Genomic DNA, 18,240 nt, shown 5'->3' on the forward strand with positions numbered 1-18,240 from the left:
GCGTGAGCGCTCAACACCCTGACGCGTCAAGCTCTGGAAAGGAGGTGATCCAGCCGCACCTTCCGATACGGCTACCTTGTTACGACTTCACCCCAGTCATGAATCCTACCGTGGTGACCGTCCTCCTTGCGGTTAGACTAGCCACTTCTGGTAAAACCCACTCCCATGGTGTGACGGGCGGTGTGTACAAGACCCGGGAACGTATTCACCGCGGCATGCTGATCCGCGATTACTAGCGATTCCAGCTTCACGCACTCGAGTTGCAGAGTGCGATCCGGACTACGATCGGTTTTCTGGGATTGGCTCCACCTCGCGGCTTGGCGACCCTCTGTTCCGACCATTGTATGACGTGTGAAGCCCTACCCATAAGGGCCATGAGGACTTGACGTCATCCCCACCTTCCTCCGGTTTGTCACCGGCAGTCTCCCTGGAGTGCTCTTGCGTAGCAACTAGGGACAAGGGTTGCGCTCGTTGCGGGACTTAACCCAACATCTCACGACACGAGCTGACGACAGCCATGCAGCACCTGTGTGATGGCTCCCTTTCGGGCACTCCCACCTCTCAGCGGGATTCCATCCATGTCAAGGGTAGGTAAGGTTTTTCGCGTTGCATCGAATTAATCCACATCATCCACCGCTTGTGCGGGTCCCCGTCAATTCCTTTGAGTTTTAATCTTGCGACCGTACTCCCCAGGCGGTCAACTTCACGCGTTAGCTACGTTACCAAGCCAATGAAGGCCCGACAACCAGTTGACATCGTTTAGGGCGTGGACTACCAGGGTATCTAATCCTGTTTGCTCCCCACGCTTTCGTGCATGAGCGTCAGTATTGGCCCAGGGGCTGCCTTCGCCATCGGTATTCCTCCACATCTCTACGCATTTCACTGCTACACGTGGAATTCTACCCCCCTCTGCCATACTCTAGCCCGCCAGTCACAAATGCAGTTCCCAGGTTAAGCCCGGGGATTTCACATCTGTCTTAGCGAACCGCCTGCGCACGCTTTACGCCCAGTAATTCCGATTAACGCTTGCACCCTACGTATTACCGCGGCTGCTGGCACGTAGTTAGCCGGTGCTTATTCTTCCGGTACCGTCATCCGCCACGGGTATTAGCCACGGCGTTTTCTTTCCGGACAAAAGTGCTTTACAACCCGAAGGCCTTCTTCACACACGCGGCATTGCTGGATCAGGGTTGCCCCCATTGTCCAAAATTCCCCACTGCTGCCTCCCGTAGGAGTCTGGGCCGTGTCTCAGTCCCAGTGTGGCTGGTCGTCCTCTCAGACCAGCTACAGATCGTCGCCTTGGTAGGCCTTTACCCCACCAACTAGCTAATCTGCCATCGGCCGCCCCTGTAGCGCGAGGTCCCGAAGGATCCCCCGCTTTCCTCCGCAGAGCGTATGCGGTATTAATCCGGCTTTCGCCGGGCTATCCCCCACTACAGGACACGTTCCGATGTATTACTCACCCGTTCGCCACTCGCCGCCAGGCCGAAGCCCGCGCTGCCGTCCGACTTGCATGTGTAAGGCATGCCGCCAGCGTTCAATCTGAGCCAGGATCAAACTCTTCAGTTCAAACCTGTTACTGTTTTCGGGCTCTCTCGAACCCGGTCGCTCACTCAACGTACTGACGAATGATTAACCTCACTCCTCCACAGAAGAGTCAGGCAACCTTCCTTTCATTACTGTGTGAGACTTGATACTTTCGCTTTTCCGCCAGACCCCGAAGAGTCCGGCGTAGCGTCGTCGCATCAAGCGCCCACACTTATCGGCTGTTAGTTTTTAAAGATCGGTTCGCACACTTCGCAGCGCCTGATTTTTACCACCGCGGCACTGCTTCGTTCTGCGTCGCTGCATCAGCAGCAGAGAAGCGAGATTATGAAGAACTTCCGTCGCGCCGTCAACAGGTTTTTGTTACTGACTGAACCTGCTGCCACCGCCGGAAGCCTTGCCACTGCTGGCTTTCCCGCTTCCCGTGCCCCGGCGTCCGGAGCACGAAAGAGCGAGATTCTAGCGAGCCCGGCGGCGGGTTGCAAGCGTTATTTCGACATAGGGAAATCGCGCAGAAAATAGCGCAAATTACAACCGGCAGAGCAACCGGAACTGCAGCAGTTCGAGTCAGGCCGCCGCGCTCTTGCGCATGACGCGCTCGACCACACCAAGGTAGTGGTCAAGATCCGGCGTCGCGCGATTTTCTTCTTTTGCGCGGTCGTCCCACTTACGCAGACGCAGCGCGTCCTGTGCGTACGGCTTCTGCAGAAACGCGTCCGCTTCCTCGCAGCTGAAGATCCCGCCTTGCAGTTCGAGGCTCCGTACCGAGTCGGCAGAAAGCTGGCCAAAATACGTCCCGTCGATGGCGCACAGGCAGCGTTTCGCGTCCACGTGCAGCCGAATCGGCTCCAGCACCGCGTCCGGCAGCACGGGCCTCAAAAACGGCAAGGCAAAGTATTGATGCAGATCGTCGATGCCCCGCTCGGTCGGCGTCTCGCCTTGCAGATTGAGCAGATGTCCGAGGTCATGCAAAAACGCGGCGACGACGAGCGCCTCGTCCGCACCTGCTTCTTCCGCTAGCGCACCGCTTTGCAACGCATGCTGAAGCTGCGTGACCGGTTCGCCGCTATAAGCGATGTGCCCAAATTGCTCGAACAGCGAACGGATGTCGCTCACACTCAATGCCACGCTGTTACTCCCACGGTAATGAAAAAGTCTTCAGGTTGGTGAAGCTCTTCATCGCTTCCTGCACGCCTTCCTTATAGCCGAGCCCCGAGTCCTTGATGCCGCCGAACGGCGTCAGCTCGATCCGGTAGCCAGGCACTTCCCACACGTTGACCGTGCCCACCCGCAGTTCGTTGATGAAGCGCGTGATCGCATCCTGCCGGTTCGTGCACACCCCCGACGACAATCCGAACTGCGTACCGTTGCTGATCCGGATCGCGTCGTCGAGCGTGTCGAAGCTGATGATCGGCGACACCGGCCCAAAGGTTTCCTCGCGCACCACGGTCATGCACGGCTCGACGCGGTCGAGCACAGTGGGCGAGTACAACGCGCCATTACGCCGGTTGCCGGCCAGCAAACGCGCGCCGCCCGCAATCGCCTCGTTCACACGTGATTCGAAGAGCTGCGCCGCCGCCACATCGATGACAGTGCCCATCTGATTCGCTTCATCGAATGGATCGCCGAAGCGCCAGGCCCGCGTTTTCTCCACCACCAGATCGGCGAAGTCCGCCGCGACGCGCTTCTGCACGAGCATCCGCTTGACGGCCGTGCAGCGCTGCCCGGAGTTCTTATAGGACCCTTGCACGGCGAGCGTCGCCGCGCGCTCGAGGTCGGCGTCGTCGAGCACGATCAGCGGATCGTTGCCGCCCAGCTCGAGCACGACGCGCCGGTATGCCGCTTTCGCAGCGATGTATTTGCCGATCGCGACACCGCCCGTAAACGTGACGAGTTCGGCCAATGGATGCGTGATCAGCTCATCGGCGATCTCGCGCGGGTCGCCGGTCAGCACCTGGAGCATCGGCGCGGGCAAGCCGGCTTCGTACAGAATATCGGCGAGATAGAGCGCCGACAGCGGCACCTTTTCCGACGGCTTCACCAACACGCGATTATTTGTCGCAATGGCAGGCGCCACCTTATGCGCAACCTGGTTCATCGGATGGTTGAACGGCGTGATCGCGACGATCACGCCGGCAAGCGGCTCGCGCTGAGAAAACACCCGCCGCCGCTTGCCGTGCGGCGTCAGATCGCAGGCGAAACTCTGCCCGTCGTCACGCAGCGCCTCAATCGCGGCGAACTTCAACACGTCGGCCACGCGGCCTATTTCATAGCGCGAGTCCTGCTTCGACAAGCCCGATTCGAGGGAAATCAGATCCGACGCCTCTTCGGCTCTCTCGCGCAGCAAAGCCGCCGCGCGCTCGAGAATCTGCGAGCGCTCATAGCGCGTGAGCTTCGGCTGATAAGCCGCAGCGTACTCGAACGCGGCGCGCACATCGTCGACGCTTGCGAGCGCGGCCGTGCCCACACGCGTGCCCGTGTACGGATCGAAGACGTCGAACGAACGCGCCCGCGCCGCGCGCTCGCCCTTGAGCCGCAGCGCTTCGGCCCGGAAGGCCGGATGGTCACGCAGCGTCGTGTTCATGATGCCGACACGCGGTTCAGGGCGACGTCGAAGATATCGAAGTTGCGCAGCCGTTTACCGCTGTCCGCGGTTGGCAAGCCCTCGACACGCCGATTGAAAAGCAGCGGCACCTCCTGTTCCGACAAGCCGCCATGCGAGCGCAACGGCACGGTCAAGCCGGACAGATCGTGCTCGTCGCGACGTGTGCCGAGCACCACGTGCTTGGTGCTGATCACGACGATATCGCCGACGCGGTCGTTCGGCAGCTCGAAGCGCTCGCACGCAGCGCGGTTATCGAGCGCGAGCTCGACTCCGGCGAGGCCGCGAATCCGCTCGATCACCTGCGCGGCACTCACCTCGCGCGGCAAATAGACGGTCGCGAACGAACCCAGCGCGCCGTGATGCACCACATACGGGTCCGTTATCGGCAGAATCACGCGCGCCTCGCGGGTGCCGAGCCATTCGTCGAGCACATCCTGCAGATAGATCACGTTCGGCTCGCCGGTTTGCGGATCGTGCTTCGCATTCATGCCGTGATCGGCGGTCAGGCCGATCACCCAGCCGAGCGCGTCGAGCTGCGCCAGATAGACGTCCATCATCGCGTAGAACGCGTTCGCGCCTTCCGTGCCCGGCGCCCATTTGTGCTGGATGTAATCGGTGGTGGACAGATACATCAGGTCGAGCTTGCGCGTTTGCGCGAGCCGCACGCCCGCCGCGAACACGAACTCGGAAAGCCCCGCGCTGTAGACGTCGGGCAGCGGCAGGCCGACCAGATCGAGCACGTCGTCGATACCGTTTTCCTCGCGCGTCGCCTTATCCGCTTTCTCCGCGGAAAAGCAGATGCCGTTCAGCTGCCAGCCCAACAGGCTGCGCAACTTGTCTTTCGCGGTGACGACAGCCACGGCGGCGCCCGCCTCGCTTGCGGCGGCCAGCAAGGTGCCGGCGCGCAGATAGGCGGGATTGTTCATCATCACCTCCGCGCCCGCGCCGCCGTTCGCCTCGGGATCCCAGAAGTAATTGCCGCAGATGCCGTGCACCGAAGGCGGCACGCCGCACACGATCGACAGATTGTTCGGATTGGTGAACGAGGGGATCACGCAATCGCCCTTGAAGGCCGCCCCGCCCTTGAGCATGCTGCCGATGAAGGGCGCGACGCCCGCCGCGACCGCGGCTTCCAGGTAAGCGAACTCGCAGCCGTCGACGCACACCACCACTGTCGGCTGCGTGGGCAGCCTGTAGCGGCGGCCGTTGACCTCGATCATGCGTCCCGACGCGATCTCATTCGCACCTGGATTTCCCCCTGCGCTTGCCATCGTTCCCGTCCCTGCGTGCCGCGCACGCTCATTCGAGTCAATCGATCAAGACAACGTTTTCGCTTCATTCGTCAGATGCCGGCGCGCTCGGCGCGGCACTCCACTGCTCCGCCGCCCCGCCCTGTTCTTTCTGCTCTCCCTCCTTGCACGCAGCCCGCGCGCGCTGCAGGCCGCCGTGCACGTGCGCCTGCATCAGCGCCGCGGCGTGGCCCGCGTCGCGCGAGGCCAGCGCCGTGAGAATGGCGCGATGCTCGGCAAGCGAGCGCTCCATCGCATCGGCATGCACGACGAGGGCCGCGCGCCGGAAGAGACTCAGTTCGCTCACCAGCCTTCGATACGTCTCATACAGTTTCCGGTTGCCGGCCGCCGCCACGATCGCGTCGTGAAACGCGACGTTGGCACGCGCGTACGCGTCGGGATCGTGCGCATCGAACGCCGCGCGCATCACATCGAGCCAATCGCGCAGCACCGCCAGTTGGCGCGCGTCGATGCGCCCGGCCAGCATCCGGCACGCCGCCTCCTCCAGCACCGCGCGCACCGCGTAAATCTCGTCGGCTTCCGCGAGCGACACCGTCCGCACGAACACGCCGCGATTCTTCTCGGTGCGCACGAGCCCCGCCTGTTCCAGCGCGCGAAACGCTTCGCGCACCGGTCCGCGCGATACATGCAGGCGCGCTGCCCACTCCACCTCGTTCAGCTTGTCGCCCGGCGCCAGCGCGCCTTCGACGATGTGTCTTTCAATCTCGTCGCGAACCAGCGCCGTCAGCGAATGCCTGCGCACGACGTCGATCGGATCGACAGAAGCAGTTTGCATATATTCGGTCATTTTGACAACTTTCGCCACATCAAAAAAGACGTTTAGGTGAGGCGCCTCGTTGCCGGCGCGCGCGGGCGGGAAAAACGGAGGTGCAGGCTCAGTCGGTCCGGCGACGCGGCACGCGCGCCGCGATCACGAGCAGCGCAGCAAGCGAAACCAGCAGCAGAATCAGCGAAAGCGCGGACGCAGGCAGGTAGTAGCCGCGCTCCACCTGACCGACGACGACGATCGGCACCGTCGCAAAACCGGGCGGATAAACGGTGAGCGTCGCGCCCAGCTCACCGAGCGACAACGCAAAACCCAGCGCGAGACTCGCGCGGATCGCGGGCACGAGTTGCGGCAGCACGACGCGGCGCAGGACCATCGACGGAGGCGCGCCGAGGCTCGCGGCCGCTTCGCGCAGCACGGTGAGCTCGGGGCGCAGCGCGGCGGCCGCGCACCGGTAGCAGAACGGCAGCACCAGCGCGAGCTGCACGAACACGACGATCGCCGCGGAACTCGACAGATCCAGCGGCCGCTTGTGATACGCGATCAGCACCGCCAATCCGAGCACGACGCTCGGCACGCCGTTGGGCATCATCGCAATGGTGTCGACGAAAGCGCCGAGGCCGCGCCGGTCGCGTCCTTCGAGCGCAAGCGCGAGCCACAGCCCGAGCACGGTGCCGAGGACCGCAACGCCCATGCCGATTTCGAGGCTCGTCGTCAGCGCGTCGAAGTCGCTGGACGCGAGCCGCTCGAACCAGCGCGTGCTGAAGCCGTCGGGCAGGATCGTGCCCGACCAGTGAGCCGCAACGCTCGACAGCGCGACCACGATCACCGGCAACACGAAAAGCCAGAAGCACAGCAGCGCGGCGAAGCCGAGAAACAGTCCGCCGAGCATCCGCACGACAAGACTGCGGCGCACCGGCCGCGCCTTCATGTGCATGACCGGCAGCACGGTCGGGTTGAGTTCATCGGCCATGGCCGGCTCCTTTCACCTTGCGACGGTTGACCTGGCGGTACAGCGCGTACAGCGACAACGACATGATCAGCATGACGACCGCGCCGGCGGCGGCCGTCGGCAAATCGAGGTCCACGGTGGCCGAGCTGTAGATGGCGACCGGCAGCGTGATCAGATGCGCGCTGCCGAGCACGAGCAGAATGCCGAATTCGTTCAGCGTCAACAGAAAGCACAGGATCGTGCCCGCGGCGATGCCCGGCCAGGCAAGCGGCAGGATCACCTTGAACGCGACCATCGAGCCGCTTGCGCCGAGACTGCGGGCGGCTTCGATCAGACGCATGTCGAGCGTGGCAAAGGACGCCAGCGTCGGCCGCACGACGAACGGCGCATAGAACACGACTTCCGCGAGAATCACGCCGCCTACGCCGAACAGGAAATCGAGCGGCGGTGCCTGAAGATGAAAAAGCCGCTGCAAACCGATGCTGACCGAGCCTTGCGAGCCGTACAGAAAAATCAGCGTAAACGCGACCAGAAACGAGGGAAACGCGACGAACAGCTCGAGAAAGCGCGTGACCATGCGCGCGCCGGGAAACGGCTTGAAGAATAGCAACGAGGCAAGGGCGACGCCGAGCAGCGACGCGAGTCCCGCGCTCGCGAACAGAATCCACAGCGTCGTGCCGATCACGCCGCGCGTCTCCGGATTGCCGAAGAACGCCGCATAAGCCTGCAGACCGATGCCATGCGGTCCGCTCAGACTGAGCGCCACGAGCCGCACGAGCGGATAGATGACAAGCGGCCCGAGCACGAACACCGCGATGAACAGCAGATGCCACTGCGCTGCGCGCCGGCGGCGCTTCACCGCGGCCTCATGCGAGGCGGCGCTCGCACTGCGGCGCGCATCGGCGGCGGCGGACGCGGTCAGCGACGCCGACGCCTCAGGGCTGGATAAGGACGACATCGTCAGCCTCGTAACGCAGGGAAACGCGCGCGCCTTTCTCGGGCATCATGCCTTGGCCGCGCTGCAGGGTGACGAGCACCGGTTCGTTCGGCATCGCGTCCAGCACGACGGACACCGACAACACGGCGCCATACCATTCCACCGAAGCAATCGCACCATGCAACTGCCCTTCTCCGAGCGGCACGATGCGCAGCGCTTCGGGCCGCAGGCACGCAACGCGCTCGCGCTCGTTATAGCGCGCGTCGTCCATGCTGAAGGCGACCGGCGGCGGCAGCAGGTTAGCCGCGCCGAGGTAGCGCGCGACAAACGCGTCGCTCGGCGTGTCGTATAGCTGTTGCGGCGTGCCGAGCTGCGCGATGCGGCCGTCGCGCATGAGCAGCGTGCGGTCCGACAGCACGAGCGCGTCGTCCTGATCGTGCGTCACGCAGACGATGGTCAGGTTCGGCAGCCGTTCGTGCAGCGCCTTGAGTTCGGAACGCACTGACGCGCGCAGGTTGGCGTCGAGCGCGGAGAGCGGCTCGTCGAGCAGCAACACGTCCGGCTCGATCACGAGCGCGCGCGCGAGAGCGACGCGCTGCTGCATGCCGCCCGAAAGCTGCGCGGGCATCACGTGCCCGGCGTCGCCGAGTTGCACGAGCTTCAGTGCGTCGGTGACGCGCCGCGCAATGTCTTTCGACGGAATGCGCCGCGCGCGCAAGCCGAACGCGACGTTTTCGAACACCGACAGATGCGGAAACAGCGCATAGCTCTGAAACAGCAGGCCGAGATTGCGCTTATGCGGCGGCACATGCGTGAGATCGTGGCCGGCGACCGTCAACGTGCCCGACAGCCCGTCGGCCTCGATGAAACCGGCAATGAAGCGCAGCAGCGTGGTCTTGCCGCAGCCGCTGCGGCCGAGCACGGTGAGCAGCTCGCCGCGCTGGATCGTCAACGAGAGATCGTCGAGCACGGTGCGCGAGCCGAAGCGCACGGTCAGGTGGTCGATCTGCACGCCGCCGGGTGCGCCGGCACGCGCGGCGTCGAGCGCGTCAGGCGCGGCGCCGAGCGGAGCGGGATGAGCAAGACTGGCCGTATTCACCGGATTCATCCTCCAACAAAATTGAGGCTCGCGCAGCGCCGCCGGTTCCGAACGGCTCACGACGGCGCTGCGCGTTTTCACTGGACCGCGAAGCGCGGCTTACTTCGGCTTGACGACTTCAGTCTGCTTGCCGGACGAACCGATCACGTCGTTCTTCCAGCGTGCGGTCCAGTCGGCTTTCTTCGCCATGACCTGGTTCCAGTCCACCGGGATCAGCTTCACGCCGGAGATGGCCTGCTTGACCGCCTCACCGTTCTTGCCGGCGAGCGGTACGTCGCTGCGGCCCGGAATGCCGAAGATGTCAGGCACCTTCGACTGCACGTCCGTCGACATCAGATAGTCGATCAGCTTCTTGCCTTGCGCCTGATTCGGGCCGTTCTTGATGAGGCCGATCGCGTAGGGCAACTGGAACGTAGTCGGCTGGCCGCCCGGCGCCGCAGCGAGGAACACCGGCTTGAGCGACAGGCCGCCGTTCGCCGCGTCGTCGAGATCCATCTGCAAGTCGCCGTTTGCGAAGGCGATCTCGTTGCGCGAGAGCAGCACGTCGAGGTAGCCCGTGCCCTTGGTGTGGAACTTGGCGCTCTGCTCGAGCTTCTTCAGATAGTCGAACGCCTTGTCCTCGCCCATCAGCGACGACGTCAGAATGATCACCGCCATGCCGTCGCCGGCCGTCGCCGGATTCGAGTAGGCGATCTTGCCGCTGTAATCCGGATGCAGCAGATCGGCAAAGGTCTTCGGCTGGTTCTTGGTGACTTCCGGGTTGATCGCGAACGAGAAATAGTTGTTCACGAAGGTCGCCCATGCGCCGTTGGGCGCCTTGGCGATGGCGGGAACGTTCTTGTAGTTCGCGCTTTGATAAGCCTGCAGCAGGCCGCTCTGATCCGCTTGCTGGATGAACGGCGGCAGCGTCACGATCACGTCGGCCTTGGGCTGATCTTTCTCGATGGTGGCGCGGTTCACCACTTCGCCACTGCCCGCGGTCACGATGTTGACCTTGACGCCTTCCTTCTTTTCGAAGGCCGGCAGCACGTCCTTGTAGAGATTTTCGAGGCCGTCGGCGGTGTACAGCACCACGGCGTCGGCCGCATGAGCCTGTATGGCCGCGCCGCCGAATACCGCGGCGGCGACGAGCGCCGGCAACAGCTTGCGTGCGAGGCCCGTGGCCTGAGGGGAATTTGTCTTTGTCATGTCGCTTCTCCGAAAGGCAATAAAACCAGACGGTCGGGAAAACCCGATACCTGTTGTGATTGACCGGCGTGGGTTGCGCGCCGCTTGCGCTTGATCTGCTGCTTGCTGTTTCTCGCGTACTGTTGCGTGTGCTGTCTACTTCTTTCTTGCATATTGCCCGCAGCGGACGCCGGCGCGGCTACAGATTGCAGATTGCCGACAACCCGGCTGCGTGGCGCCCCGTGCGGCTTACGGCTGCCTACGATATTCTCGCCGCCAGCCCCGCCCGTCGCGGCAGGGCAAGAATCTCAGGTTTCGATGACAACGCCATGACTATTCTGTCGAATTCCAAAAAACGACACAATTCGCCAATAATAGCCAAGTCTCAGCCGAGCGCCAGAAGAACTTGCAGGGGAATTCGGACGTTGCCGTCGGCGCCTGGCGGCTAGTCGCGAAGGGAGCGCATGGAGCGCGAGTCTGCGCACGCGTGGAGCCGTCAAATCGTCGGATCGTCGAACCGTCGGATCGTCAGACAGGCGCGGCGCCACGGTGAATGCGGCGCCGGTCCGCCTGCTCCACTGCTTACGCGCCCGGTTCAGGCGATGACGATTTCGGGGCCGTGCGCCGTAATCGCCTTGGCGAGCGAGCGCTCGGGCGCGAGTTCGGTCACGAGATAACGCGCCGACTCGATGCCGTTGATGCGCACCGGCGTGACGCGGCCGAACTTGGAATGATCGGCCACGATCACGACCGTATCGGCGGCGGCGATCATGCGGCTGCGCACCTCGGCGGCCATGCGGCTGTAGTCGGTGAGGTAGCCGTCGGGCGAGATGCCGCCCGCGCCGATGAACGCGAAGTCCGCGTGGTACTGCGTGAGCTGCTGCACCGTGTCGAGGCCGAAGGTGGCGTCCTCGATGTCGGACAGCTCGCCGCCCAGCAGCGTGACGCGGTTGTCGTTGCGCCGGCCGAGCAGCAGCGCAATGCGCCAGTCGTTCGTGTAGACGGACAGGCGGTGGCGATCCAGCAAGGCGCGCGCGACGGCCTGCGTGGTGCTGCCGGAGTCGACGATCAGCGACGCGCCGTCCGGCACGAACTCGGCCGCGCGTTCGCCGATCGCGCGTTTCGCGCCGGCATTCGCCGCTTCGCGGGTGTCGAGGTCGGGTTCGCGACGGTCGCTCGACAGTGCGCCGCCGTGCGTCGTGACAAGCAGACCGCGTCCGGCCAGCGCGTTCAGGTCACGGCGGATGGTCTCGCGCGACACGTTCAGTTCGCGCACCAGTTCGGCGACCGAGAGCGCGCCGGTCTTGGCGACCTGCGCCAGAATGTATTGGTGACGTTGTTCTGCGAGCATTCGGGACGTTTCCTTCATCATTGCGCGAGAGTCGCGTCGCTCGGGGCACTTCTGCATCGGAAGCCCGTCTGCCAACGCTGACAGCGCTTACGGCCGACGCCAAGAGCCGCATCTACACTCGTCTACAAGTTGCTAACTTCGAAGTCTGACGCAGGCTTTTCTCTCATTCCAAAAAAACCTACGCCGACACGCGATTCGATGCCAAGACTGCAAACAGCTCAAGCCCGGCACGCACATGAGCTTCGATTCTTTCCTAGGTCTTCGTCTGGAAGCGACCGCATCGCGGCGCAGCTGGACTTACCGATTCAAATCACCCGTCGATGGCCGGATGCGTCAGCAGAAGCCAGGAGAATGGCCGGCAATGTCCTACGCATCTGCGATTGCAAAATGGCAAGAGATCCGAGCGCGCCGTGACTCTGGCGAAGACCCTGCGCTCACTCGAAGGGCATCAAACCGCCCTGTAGTGGCTTTGACGCCGGAATCATACACGGTGAAGGAACTCTGCGAAGATTTCCTCACAGGCACATCGAACGGCATCGGGATTCTGTCGGAGCGGCCCAGTCGCGCCGGCGCATCATCAGCAAGGTCGCTCCGATTGCCTGCATGCCAGCCGCTTCCATCACCCGGAAACAGGCCTTCGACCTGCTCGATAGTCAGCGTCACGCACCTCGGAACGCGGCAATTCTGCGCTCAGAGCTTGGCGCGGCATGGGACTATGCTCTAGACGCTGGCCGCATTCCAGAAGACACACCAAATGGGTGGCGCCAGGTGATGCGTGGCAAATTGAGGAGTGTTGGGCGAAAACGCGGTGGAAAGTTAGAAAACCTCAAACGCGTACTTAGTGAAGGGGAACTCGCCCTGCTCATTCCGTGGTTACCGAAGCTTCCGGCAACGATCTGCGACCTACTGATTATGTCCCTATGGACTGGCTGCGCGGCGGTGAAATCGTGGTGATGGAAGGCAAGGAACTGTCCAAAGAGCCGGATGGCTTATGGTGGACTATCCCAAAAGCAAAAACCAGGAACACGAACCGTGCGTCTGCGACGGACCATCGGGTGCCGCTGGCTGGGCGTGCGGAAAAGCTCGTGCAGCGCCGACTGGAACTCCGGGTTTGATAGGAGGAAAACGGCTTCTAGTCGTCTGCACTTCGGGACCGACCTGTTCAGCGAGTAGTACTGTCTGAACTGCAGATCGCGTGGCTCGTCGGTGGCTTGCCACGAGCATCGCGCATTCCGTGCGCTCGGGGGCCTTCGCGCAGCTCAACGTCGGTTCGACCGACGACTCGGTCGGGACTGACGCCTTCTCGCCGGTGTCTATCACACAAGTCTCGACGTCTCCCTTATAAGCGGCTGCTGATCATCAGGCGCGCGCGACCGATCGATTCATTTATGCACAGGGCCCGACCTTGGGCTAGCGCGATCGTGCGCATCCCGGATGACGTTCAGGCGGTTCGGCAGTCGTCGGCAGCGCGCACCCCGCCCGAGTCACGAGTCGGGCGCTCCGGCATGAGCGACGGTTTCTATGGATGTTTTGATTTCCGGCGAGCGACAGATACATTCTAGAAATGCCGTGGTGCGAGGGATGATGCGGCCAATTAAATTGCGTGTGCCACGCGAGGAAGCTGACGATCTCGCAGATGACCTTACCGCCTGGGCGGCGTCCAGCGGTATCGATCCCGGTCTGACTCAATCTAATCAGCCAGGGATGACAACGAACGCCAGTTCTCCAACCATATATTTCGCCTACGTCAGCGAGGGCTTCTTCGAGCAATTTCCCCGGTCCGCGCAGTAGATGCTCTGTGTCACCCATGGAACCCGCAGTTTCAATCCTCACTTTTGCCACGCACCGTGGCGCAGGAAGATGATGGAACGTTGATGAGCCCCGGGCTTATCTGTTTGCCCTGCCACGTGATGGTTCCAACCGTCATTTGGTATGCGGGACTTTGCCGTGAACCGCCTCACGGCTTTTCGCATGATCGATGAACGCGCGCAGCTTCGGCATCAGTTGCCGGCGGCTTGGATAGTACAGAAACACGCCCGGTATCACCGGCGCTAACGGCTTTAGCACTTCTATCAGTTTTCCGCTTTGCAGCCCTTCGGCGACCATCGGCTCGGGTAACTGTGCAAGGCCTATACCTTCCATTGCCGCACCCAGCATGGTGGGAAAATCGTGGGCGATGAAAGGGCCGCTTACGGCGATCTCGACTGCGTTGCCGTCATTGTTGAAGGACCATGGCGCGAGCGCACCGCTGGATTTGCGCCATCGCAAACAGGCATGCTGCCGGAGATCGTCCGTGCGCTCCGGTCGGCTGCGCCCCCTGAAGTAAGCCGGACTCCCAACGACGACTAAACGCAGCGGTGACGTCAACGGCAGCGCGACCATGTCCGCTTCGACGAACTGACCCAGCCGGATACCGGCGTCGAACCCTTCGCTCGCGAGATCGATAAGCTGGTTGCTTGCGGCGATCTCCACTTCGACCTCGGGATAAGCCTCGTGGAACGATGCAATCAGGGGATCAAGCAGGAGTGGCACCACCGCACGCGGCACTGAAAGACGCAACAGTCCGCGGGGCCGTTGGCCGAGATCGCGTGCAGCGTCGCTGGCGGCGACGAGCTCCTCGAAGGCAGGCTTTGCGCGCGAAAGAAATTGTTGGCCAGCTTCGGTCAGGCCTACGCTACGCGTGGTCCGTATGAATAGCGCCGCGCCGATGCGCTCTTCCAGCACACGCACCGCCTGGCTGATCGCCGACGGCGTCACGCCGAGTTCCGCGGCCGCCCTGCGAAAACTGCGATGCCGGGCAACGCACAGGAACGCCTCGACGCCATCGAGCGCGCCCTGCCTGACTGTGAAGATCTGCTTCATGACCCGTCAACATTGTGATGAATAGTCGCTCGCGATAGACGATGGTACACCTATGTCCGTGAGCGGAAAGTAGTGGCAATGCCCGCTCACAAGCTCTCGACAATCTGCCAGAACCCTGGAGGAATCTTGCAATGAACGATGCACTTGATGGCGTGCGCGATCACTATCGCGCGACGGGACTGACCGAGCGGCTGAAGAGTGCGCTCACGGCGTTCGGACCGGAGGATCAGCCGCTCACACCGTTGCAACTCGCGGGTCTCGACCAGTTTCACACCCGTGGGCTTGCTGCGACTGCCGAGCTTGCCGGATCGGCTGGCATCACCTCTGCAATGTCCGTGCTGGACGTCGGGTCAGGCGTTGGCGGGCCGGCCCGTTTTCTCGCTGCAACCTATGGCTGCCGGGTGACGGGTATCGACATCAGCGAGCCGTTCGTGGATGCCGCACGCTATCTTACCCGGCGCACCGGGCAGAGCGAACAGGTGTCGTTCCGTGCTGCCAGCGCGCTCGATATTCCGTTTGCCGACGACCATTTCGACGCCGTATTCATGCAGCACGTCGCGATGAACATCGCCGAGCGCACACGGCTTTACCGGGAGATCCAGCGCGTGCTGAGGCCGGGCGGCAGGTTCGCGACGTTCGACGTCGTCGCAAACGGCGGCGAACCGCTCTATCCCGTTCCCTGGGCGCGCACGCCCACGACGAGTTTTCTCCTCACGGTCGAGGCAACGCGCGCGGCGATCGAACACGCCGGGTTCCGCACGCTGTCATTGCAGGACGACAGCGAGACCGCAAAGGCCTGGTTCGCCCAGTTGCGTGCGTCAGGGCCACCGCCCTCGCCCCATCTCGGCGTGGTGATTGGGCCGGACTTCGCCGAGCTCACGAAGAACCTGGGCCGAAATCTAATGGAAGGCCGGCTCGGCGTATTGACAGCGGTGTTCGAGAACGCATCTCCGAAGGCTGCAAATCACCTGGAGCACCGCTGATGACCACCGTCCCCGTCGATATCGTCCTCCGTGGTCACGCACGGCGCAGTCTGCTTTGGGTCATCCTGTTCGTGGCGCTGTGGATCGCGTTGATCTATTGGCAGCCGGCAATCCCGGCGAGCGGCGTTCCGACCACGGCTCACCAGTTGACGGCCCATGCGTTGATCGCGGTTGGTTTGTGGCTCGGCCTCGAAAGCATCGATTTGACGCCCGGCCAACGCCGTACGACATGGCTGGCGATCATGGTCCCAGACACGCTCTGGTTCGCTGTTGCCTGGAGCGCGGCGATCAACGGCGCTTTCCGTGCGGATGCTTCGCCATTGCCGATCTTGCCGTTTGCGATCTTCCTGCCGGTGATGATCGGCGCACCGCTGCTGCTGTTGTCAAAGCGTGTCGGGTCGATGCTGGATGCAATGCCGGCAAGTTGGCTTGTCGCTCTTCAGCTCTACCGCGTATTCGGCAGTTGGGCGCTCGCTGCGTGGCTGCACGGCTTGCTGCCAGGCGTGTTCGCGTTGCCGGCGGGAATCGGCGATGTGTTGACCGGCGTGTTCGCCGTGCCAGCGGCGATCGCCGTGGCGAGCGGTGCGGCTCAAGGGCGGAAGGTAGCGATCGTCTGGAACCTGTTCGGCCTCGCCGACTTCGCCGTCGCGATTACTTTGGGGATAATCACTTCACCCGGACCATTGCAGGTGATGGTTCCGAGCATGCCGAGCATCGGTGCCAGCGCTTATCCGGACGTGCTGACTCCCGCGTTCGTGGTACCAGCGTCGATCCTGTTGCACGCGGTGTCGCTGCGCCAATTGATCCGGCGACACACCGGGTGACCTCCACCCGGGGATGACGGTAGCTGCATCACGAGTATCGTGCTTGCCTGGCTTCCGGAAGGACTTACTCCGGTAGATGCAGGCGTGTCGTCCTTGCCCGTTACCGGCGGCACGACTCTGTATCAACGCCTGATCTTCTATGTTATCGAGGCAACCGATAACTCGGTGATCGCCTGCGGACAGGTGACTCCGATGAATACACGAGAGGTTGTCGATGAGTCTGATACTTCAAGTCCACGCGAATCGCTAGTCCGCGAGAATCCAGTGAACAAAAAAACTTTGCTGCCTGGATGCACCCATTCGGATCCGCTCATGACTGAGCCTCGCCTGACATTCCTTGATCAGAATGAATGGGAAAAGTGGTTGACGGAAAACGGAAGTACGTCGCGCGGGATATGGCTGCGCCTGGCCAGGAAGGGCGCCGTGCAGCCAACGTTGACTTACGAACAGGCGCTGGAAAGCGCACTCTGTCATGGCTGGATCGACGGTCAAAAACGGACTGAAAGTGAAGCATACTGGTTGCAACGCTTCACGCGACGATCCGCAAAAAGCATCTGGTCAAGGCTCAACAAAGATCGTGCCGAAGCGCTGATCGCAGCAGGCAGAATGCTTCCCCCGGGCATGCGGGAAATCGAGAAAGCGAAAAAGGATGGCCGCTGGGAGGCAGCGTATGCGTCGGCCAGCAATTCGGTCGTGCCGGAGGACCTTCAGGCCGCACTGGATGCCAATCCCAAGGCCAGCGCCTTCTTTGCGACGCTGAACGGGCGAAACCGCTACGCCATCCTGTTTCGGATACAGAATGCAAAAAAGCCGACAACACGGATCCGCAAGATCGAGGAGTTCATCGCCATGTTGAGTCGCGGCGAAACCATCCATCCCTAGACCAGCAAATTTCATGGAACCAAAGTTGCCGGACGATGCTGCGTTCAACGCGGGTGATCCCCAGCGCTTTCACGCCGCGGCGCTGGCGCGCGCCGAGCAATGCTGGCCTGCAGTTTCTTCGTGGGCCTGTCGAACTTGGTCTGGTTACCGATCGGAGGCGCGCTCCCGGACCGCATCGGGCGCAAGCCGATTCTCATTGCCATCACCGTGCTCGCCATCTGCACCTCGTATCCGGCGCTCTCCTGGCTGCCATCGGCGCCGAGTTTTCGGCCGCATGCTGGTCGTGCTGCTGTGGCTCTCGTTTTTCTTCGGCATGTACAACGGCGCGATGGTCGCAGCGCTCACTGAAGTCATGCCCGCCGAGGTCCGCGTGGCTGGATTCTCGCTCGCGTTCAGTCTCGCAACCGCCGTTTTTGGCGGCTTCACGCCGGCCGTTTCAACCTATCTTATCCAGATTACGGGTGACAAAGCCGCGCCTGGCTACTGGCTGAGTTTCGCCGCCGCATGCGGGCTTGGCGCGACCCTCGCGCTGTATCGCCGGGGCCGCACAGCCAGGCGGTCGGCATCGCTCACCTGAAGGTCACTCCTGCGTCCGCTGCCGCAAGCGCTCGCGGCGCCGATGTGTTCGCGGCGTGGCGCCCCTTCGATCCGGCATTATTAACGGTTGGACATCAATGCTTCGAAAAATTGCACTTATCGTTTCGGGCCTCTTGAGCAAATATCGATTCTCAAGACGTTCATAACACGCATCGACTGAGAACGCATCGGAGACGGGCGCGAAGCGCGGACCAGCGCTTCGCCGCATCCTGGTGCAGGCCTCGATCAAGGCCGCCGTCTACCGCGCCGACGCGCATCTCGCCTGACCCACCTCGCTATGTGAATCCTGCCGCCGCTTCGAGCGCGTCCACGGCAGCGGAGCAACTCACGCCCGCCGCAGCAAGCTGAACGAATACCTGG

The 18,240-nt window shown here is 62.6% G+C and carries 15 protein-coding genes, 1 rRNA gene and 1 pseudogene; 6 read left to right on the forward strand and 11 right to left on the reverse strand.

Features of this window, described 5'->3' with window-relative positions; genetic code table 11:
- Positions 1-37: 37 nt before the first annotated feature.
- From ACEN8U_RS09945 to ACEN8U_RS09990, 10 genes are all read right to left on the reverse strand, one after another.
- Positions 38-1,569: ribosomal RNA gene (locus tag ACEN8U_RS09945) — 16S ribosomal RNA — on the reverse strand.
- A 543-nt stretch (positions 1,570-2,112) separates the two neighbouring features.
- The gene (locus tag ACEN8U_RS09950) at positions 2,113-2,673 is read right to left on the reverse strand and encodes a phosphonate degradation HD-domain oxygenase (RefSeq protein ID WP_310108810.1); all 561 of its coding nucleotides are present in this window, start codon (positions 2,671-2,673) and stop codon (positions 2,113-2,115) included.
- A gap of 4 nt (positions 2,674-2,677) precedes the next feature.
- The gene (phnY, locus tag ACEN8U_RS09955) at positions 2,678-4,129 is read right to left on the reverse strand and encodes a phosphonoacetaldehyde dehydrogenase (RefSeq protein ID WP_310108812.1); all 1,452 of its coding nucleotides are present in this window, start codon (positions 4,127-4,129) and stop codon (positions 2,678-2,680) included.
- Positions 4,126-5,421 carry a phosphonoacetate hydrolase gene (gene phnA / locus ACEN8U_RS09960; RefSeq protein WP_310108814.1) on the reverse strand — a complete coding sequence of 432 codons (1,296 nt, stop codon included), beginning with the start codon at positions 5,419-5,421 and terminating at the stop codon, positions 4,126-4,128. Before phnA ends, phnY begins: the two co-directional genes overlap by 4 nt.
- A 64-nt stretch (positions 5,422-5,485) precedes the next feature.
- The gene (locus tag ACEN8U_RS09965; protein WP_310108815.1) at positions 5,486-6,247 is read right to left on the reverse strand and encodes a phosphonate utilization associated transcriptional regulator; all 762 of its coding nucleotides are present in this window, start codon (positions 6,245-6,247) and stop codon (positions 5,486-5,488) included.
- Between the two features lie 88 nt (positions 6,248-6,335).
- On the reverse strand, positions 6,336-7,199 hold the full coding sequence (gene phnV, locus ACEN8U_RS09970) for a 2-aminoethylphosphonate ABC transport system, membrane component PhnV (RefSeq protein WP_310108817.1): 864 nt from the start codon (positions 7,197-7,199) through the stop codon (positions 6,336-6,338).
- On the reverse strand, positions 7,189-8,136 hold the full coding sequence (phnU, locus tag ACEN8U_RS09975) for a 2-aminoethylphosphonate ABC transporter permease subunit (RefSeq protein ID WP_310108818.1): 948 nt from the start codon (positions 8,134-8,136) through the stop codon (positions 7,189-7,191). Before phnU ends, phnV begins: the two co-directional genes overlap by 11 nt.
- Positions 8,114-9,214 (reverse strand): 2-aminoethylphosphonate ABC transport system ATP-binding subunit PhnT, encoded by a 1,101-nt coding sequence (gene phnT / locus ACEN8U_RS09980; RefSeq protein WP_310108821.1) that lies wholly within the window; start codon positions 9,212-9,214, stop codon positions 8,114-8,116. Before phnT ends, phnU begins: the two co-directional genes overlap by 23 nt.
- Positions 9,215-9,313: 99 nt before the next feature.
- The gene (phnS, locus tag ACEN8U_RS09985) at positions 9,314-10,402 is read right to left on the reverse strand and encodes a 2-aminoethylphosphonate ABC transporter substrate-binding protein (protein WP_013591991.1); all 1,089 of its coding nucleotides are present in this window, start codon (positions 10,400-10,402) and stop codon (positions 9,314-9,316) included.
- Between the two features lie 574 nt (positions 10,403-10,976).
- On the reverse strand, positions 10,977-11,732 hold the full coding sequence (locus ACEN8U_RS09990) for a DeoR/GlpR family DNA-binding transcription regulator (RefSeq protein WP_013591990.1): 756 nt from the start codon (positions 11,730-11,732) through the stop codon (positions 10,977-10,979).
- 235 nt (positions 11,733-11,967) lie between these two features.
- Between ACEN8U_RS09990 and ACEN8U_RS09995 the strand changes: the two genes are divergently transcribed.
- Positions 11,968-12,456, forward strand: coding sequence for an Arm DNA-binding domain-containing protein (locus ACEN8U_RS09995; protein WP_368608407.1), 489 nt, complete (start codon positions 11,968-11,970; stop codon positions 12,454-12,456).
- 196 nt (positions 12,457-12,652) lie between these two features.
- The gene (locus ACEN8U_RS10000; RefSeq protein ID WP_310108823.1) at positions 12,653-12,847 is read left to right on the forward strand and encodes a hypothetical protein; all 195 of its coding nucleotides are present in this window, start codon (positions 12,653-12,655) and stop codon (positions 12,845-12,847) included.
- Positions 12,848-13,655: 808 nt separating this feature from the next.
- On the opposite strand, the gene ACEN8U_RS10005 is transcribed toward ACEN8U_RS10000, so the two are convergent.
- Complete coding sequence (locus ACEN8U_RS10005; RefSeq protein WP_310108825.1) at positions 13,656-14,594, reverse strand: LysR family transcriptional regulator; 939 nt, start codon at positions 14,592-14,594, stop codon at positions 13,656-13,658.
- Between the two features lie 131 nt (positions 14,595-14,725).
- Here ACEN8U_RS10005 and ACEN8U_RS10010 point away from each other — a divergent pair, with 131 nt between their 5' ends.
- The 4 genes and pseudogenes from ACEN8U_RS10010 to ACEN8U_RS10025 all read left to right on the forward strand — a co-directional run.
- On the forward strand, positions 14,726-15,577 hold the full coding sequence (locus ACEN8U_RS10010) for a class I SAM-dependent methyltransferase (RefSeq protein WP_310108827.1): 852 nt from the start codon (positions 14,726-14,728) through the stop codon (positions 15,575-15,577).
- Positions 15,577-16,401, forward strand: coding sequence for an MFS transporter (locus tag ACEN8U_RS10015; protein WP_310108829.1), 825 nt, complete (start codon positions 15,577-15,579; stop codon positions 16,399-16,401). The genes ACEN8U_RS10010 and ACEN8U_RS10015 overlap by 1 nt, the downstream gene beginning before the upstream one ends.
- Before the next feature lie 312 nt (positions 16,402-16,713).
- Positions 16,714-17,283, forward strand: a complete 570-nt coding sequence (locus ACEN8U_RS10020) for a YdeI/OmpD-associated family protein (protein ID WP_310109625.1) — start codon at positions 16,714-16,716, stop codon at positions 17,281-17,283.
- Positions 17,284-17,403: 120 nt separating this feature from the next.
- Positions 17,404-17,860 (forward strand): annotated as a pseudogene (locus ACEN8U_RS10025) (citrate-proton symporter); the annotation flags it as partial.
- Between the last annotated feature and the right edge of the window lie 380 nt (positions 17,861-18,240).

It is taken from the genome of Paraburkholderia phenoliruptrix, from assembly GCF_047325075.1.
GTDB classification, from domain to species: Bacteria; Pseudomonadota; Gammaproteobacteria; order Burkholderiales; family Burkholderiaceae; genus Paraburkholderia; species Paraburkholderia phenoliruptrix.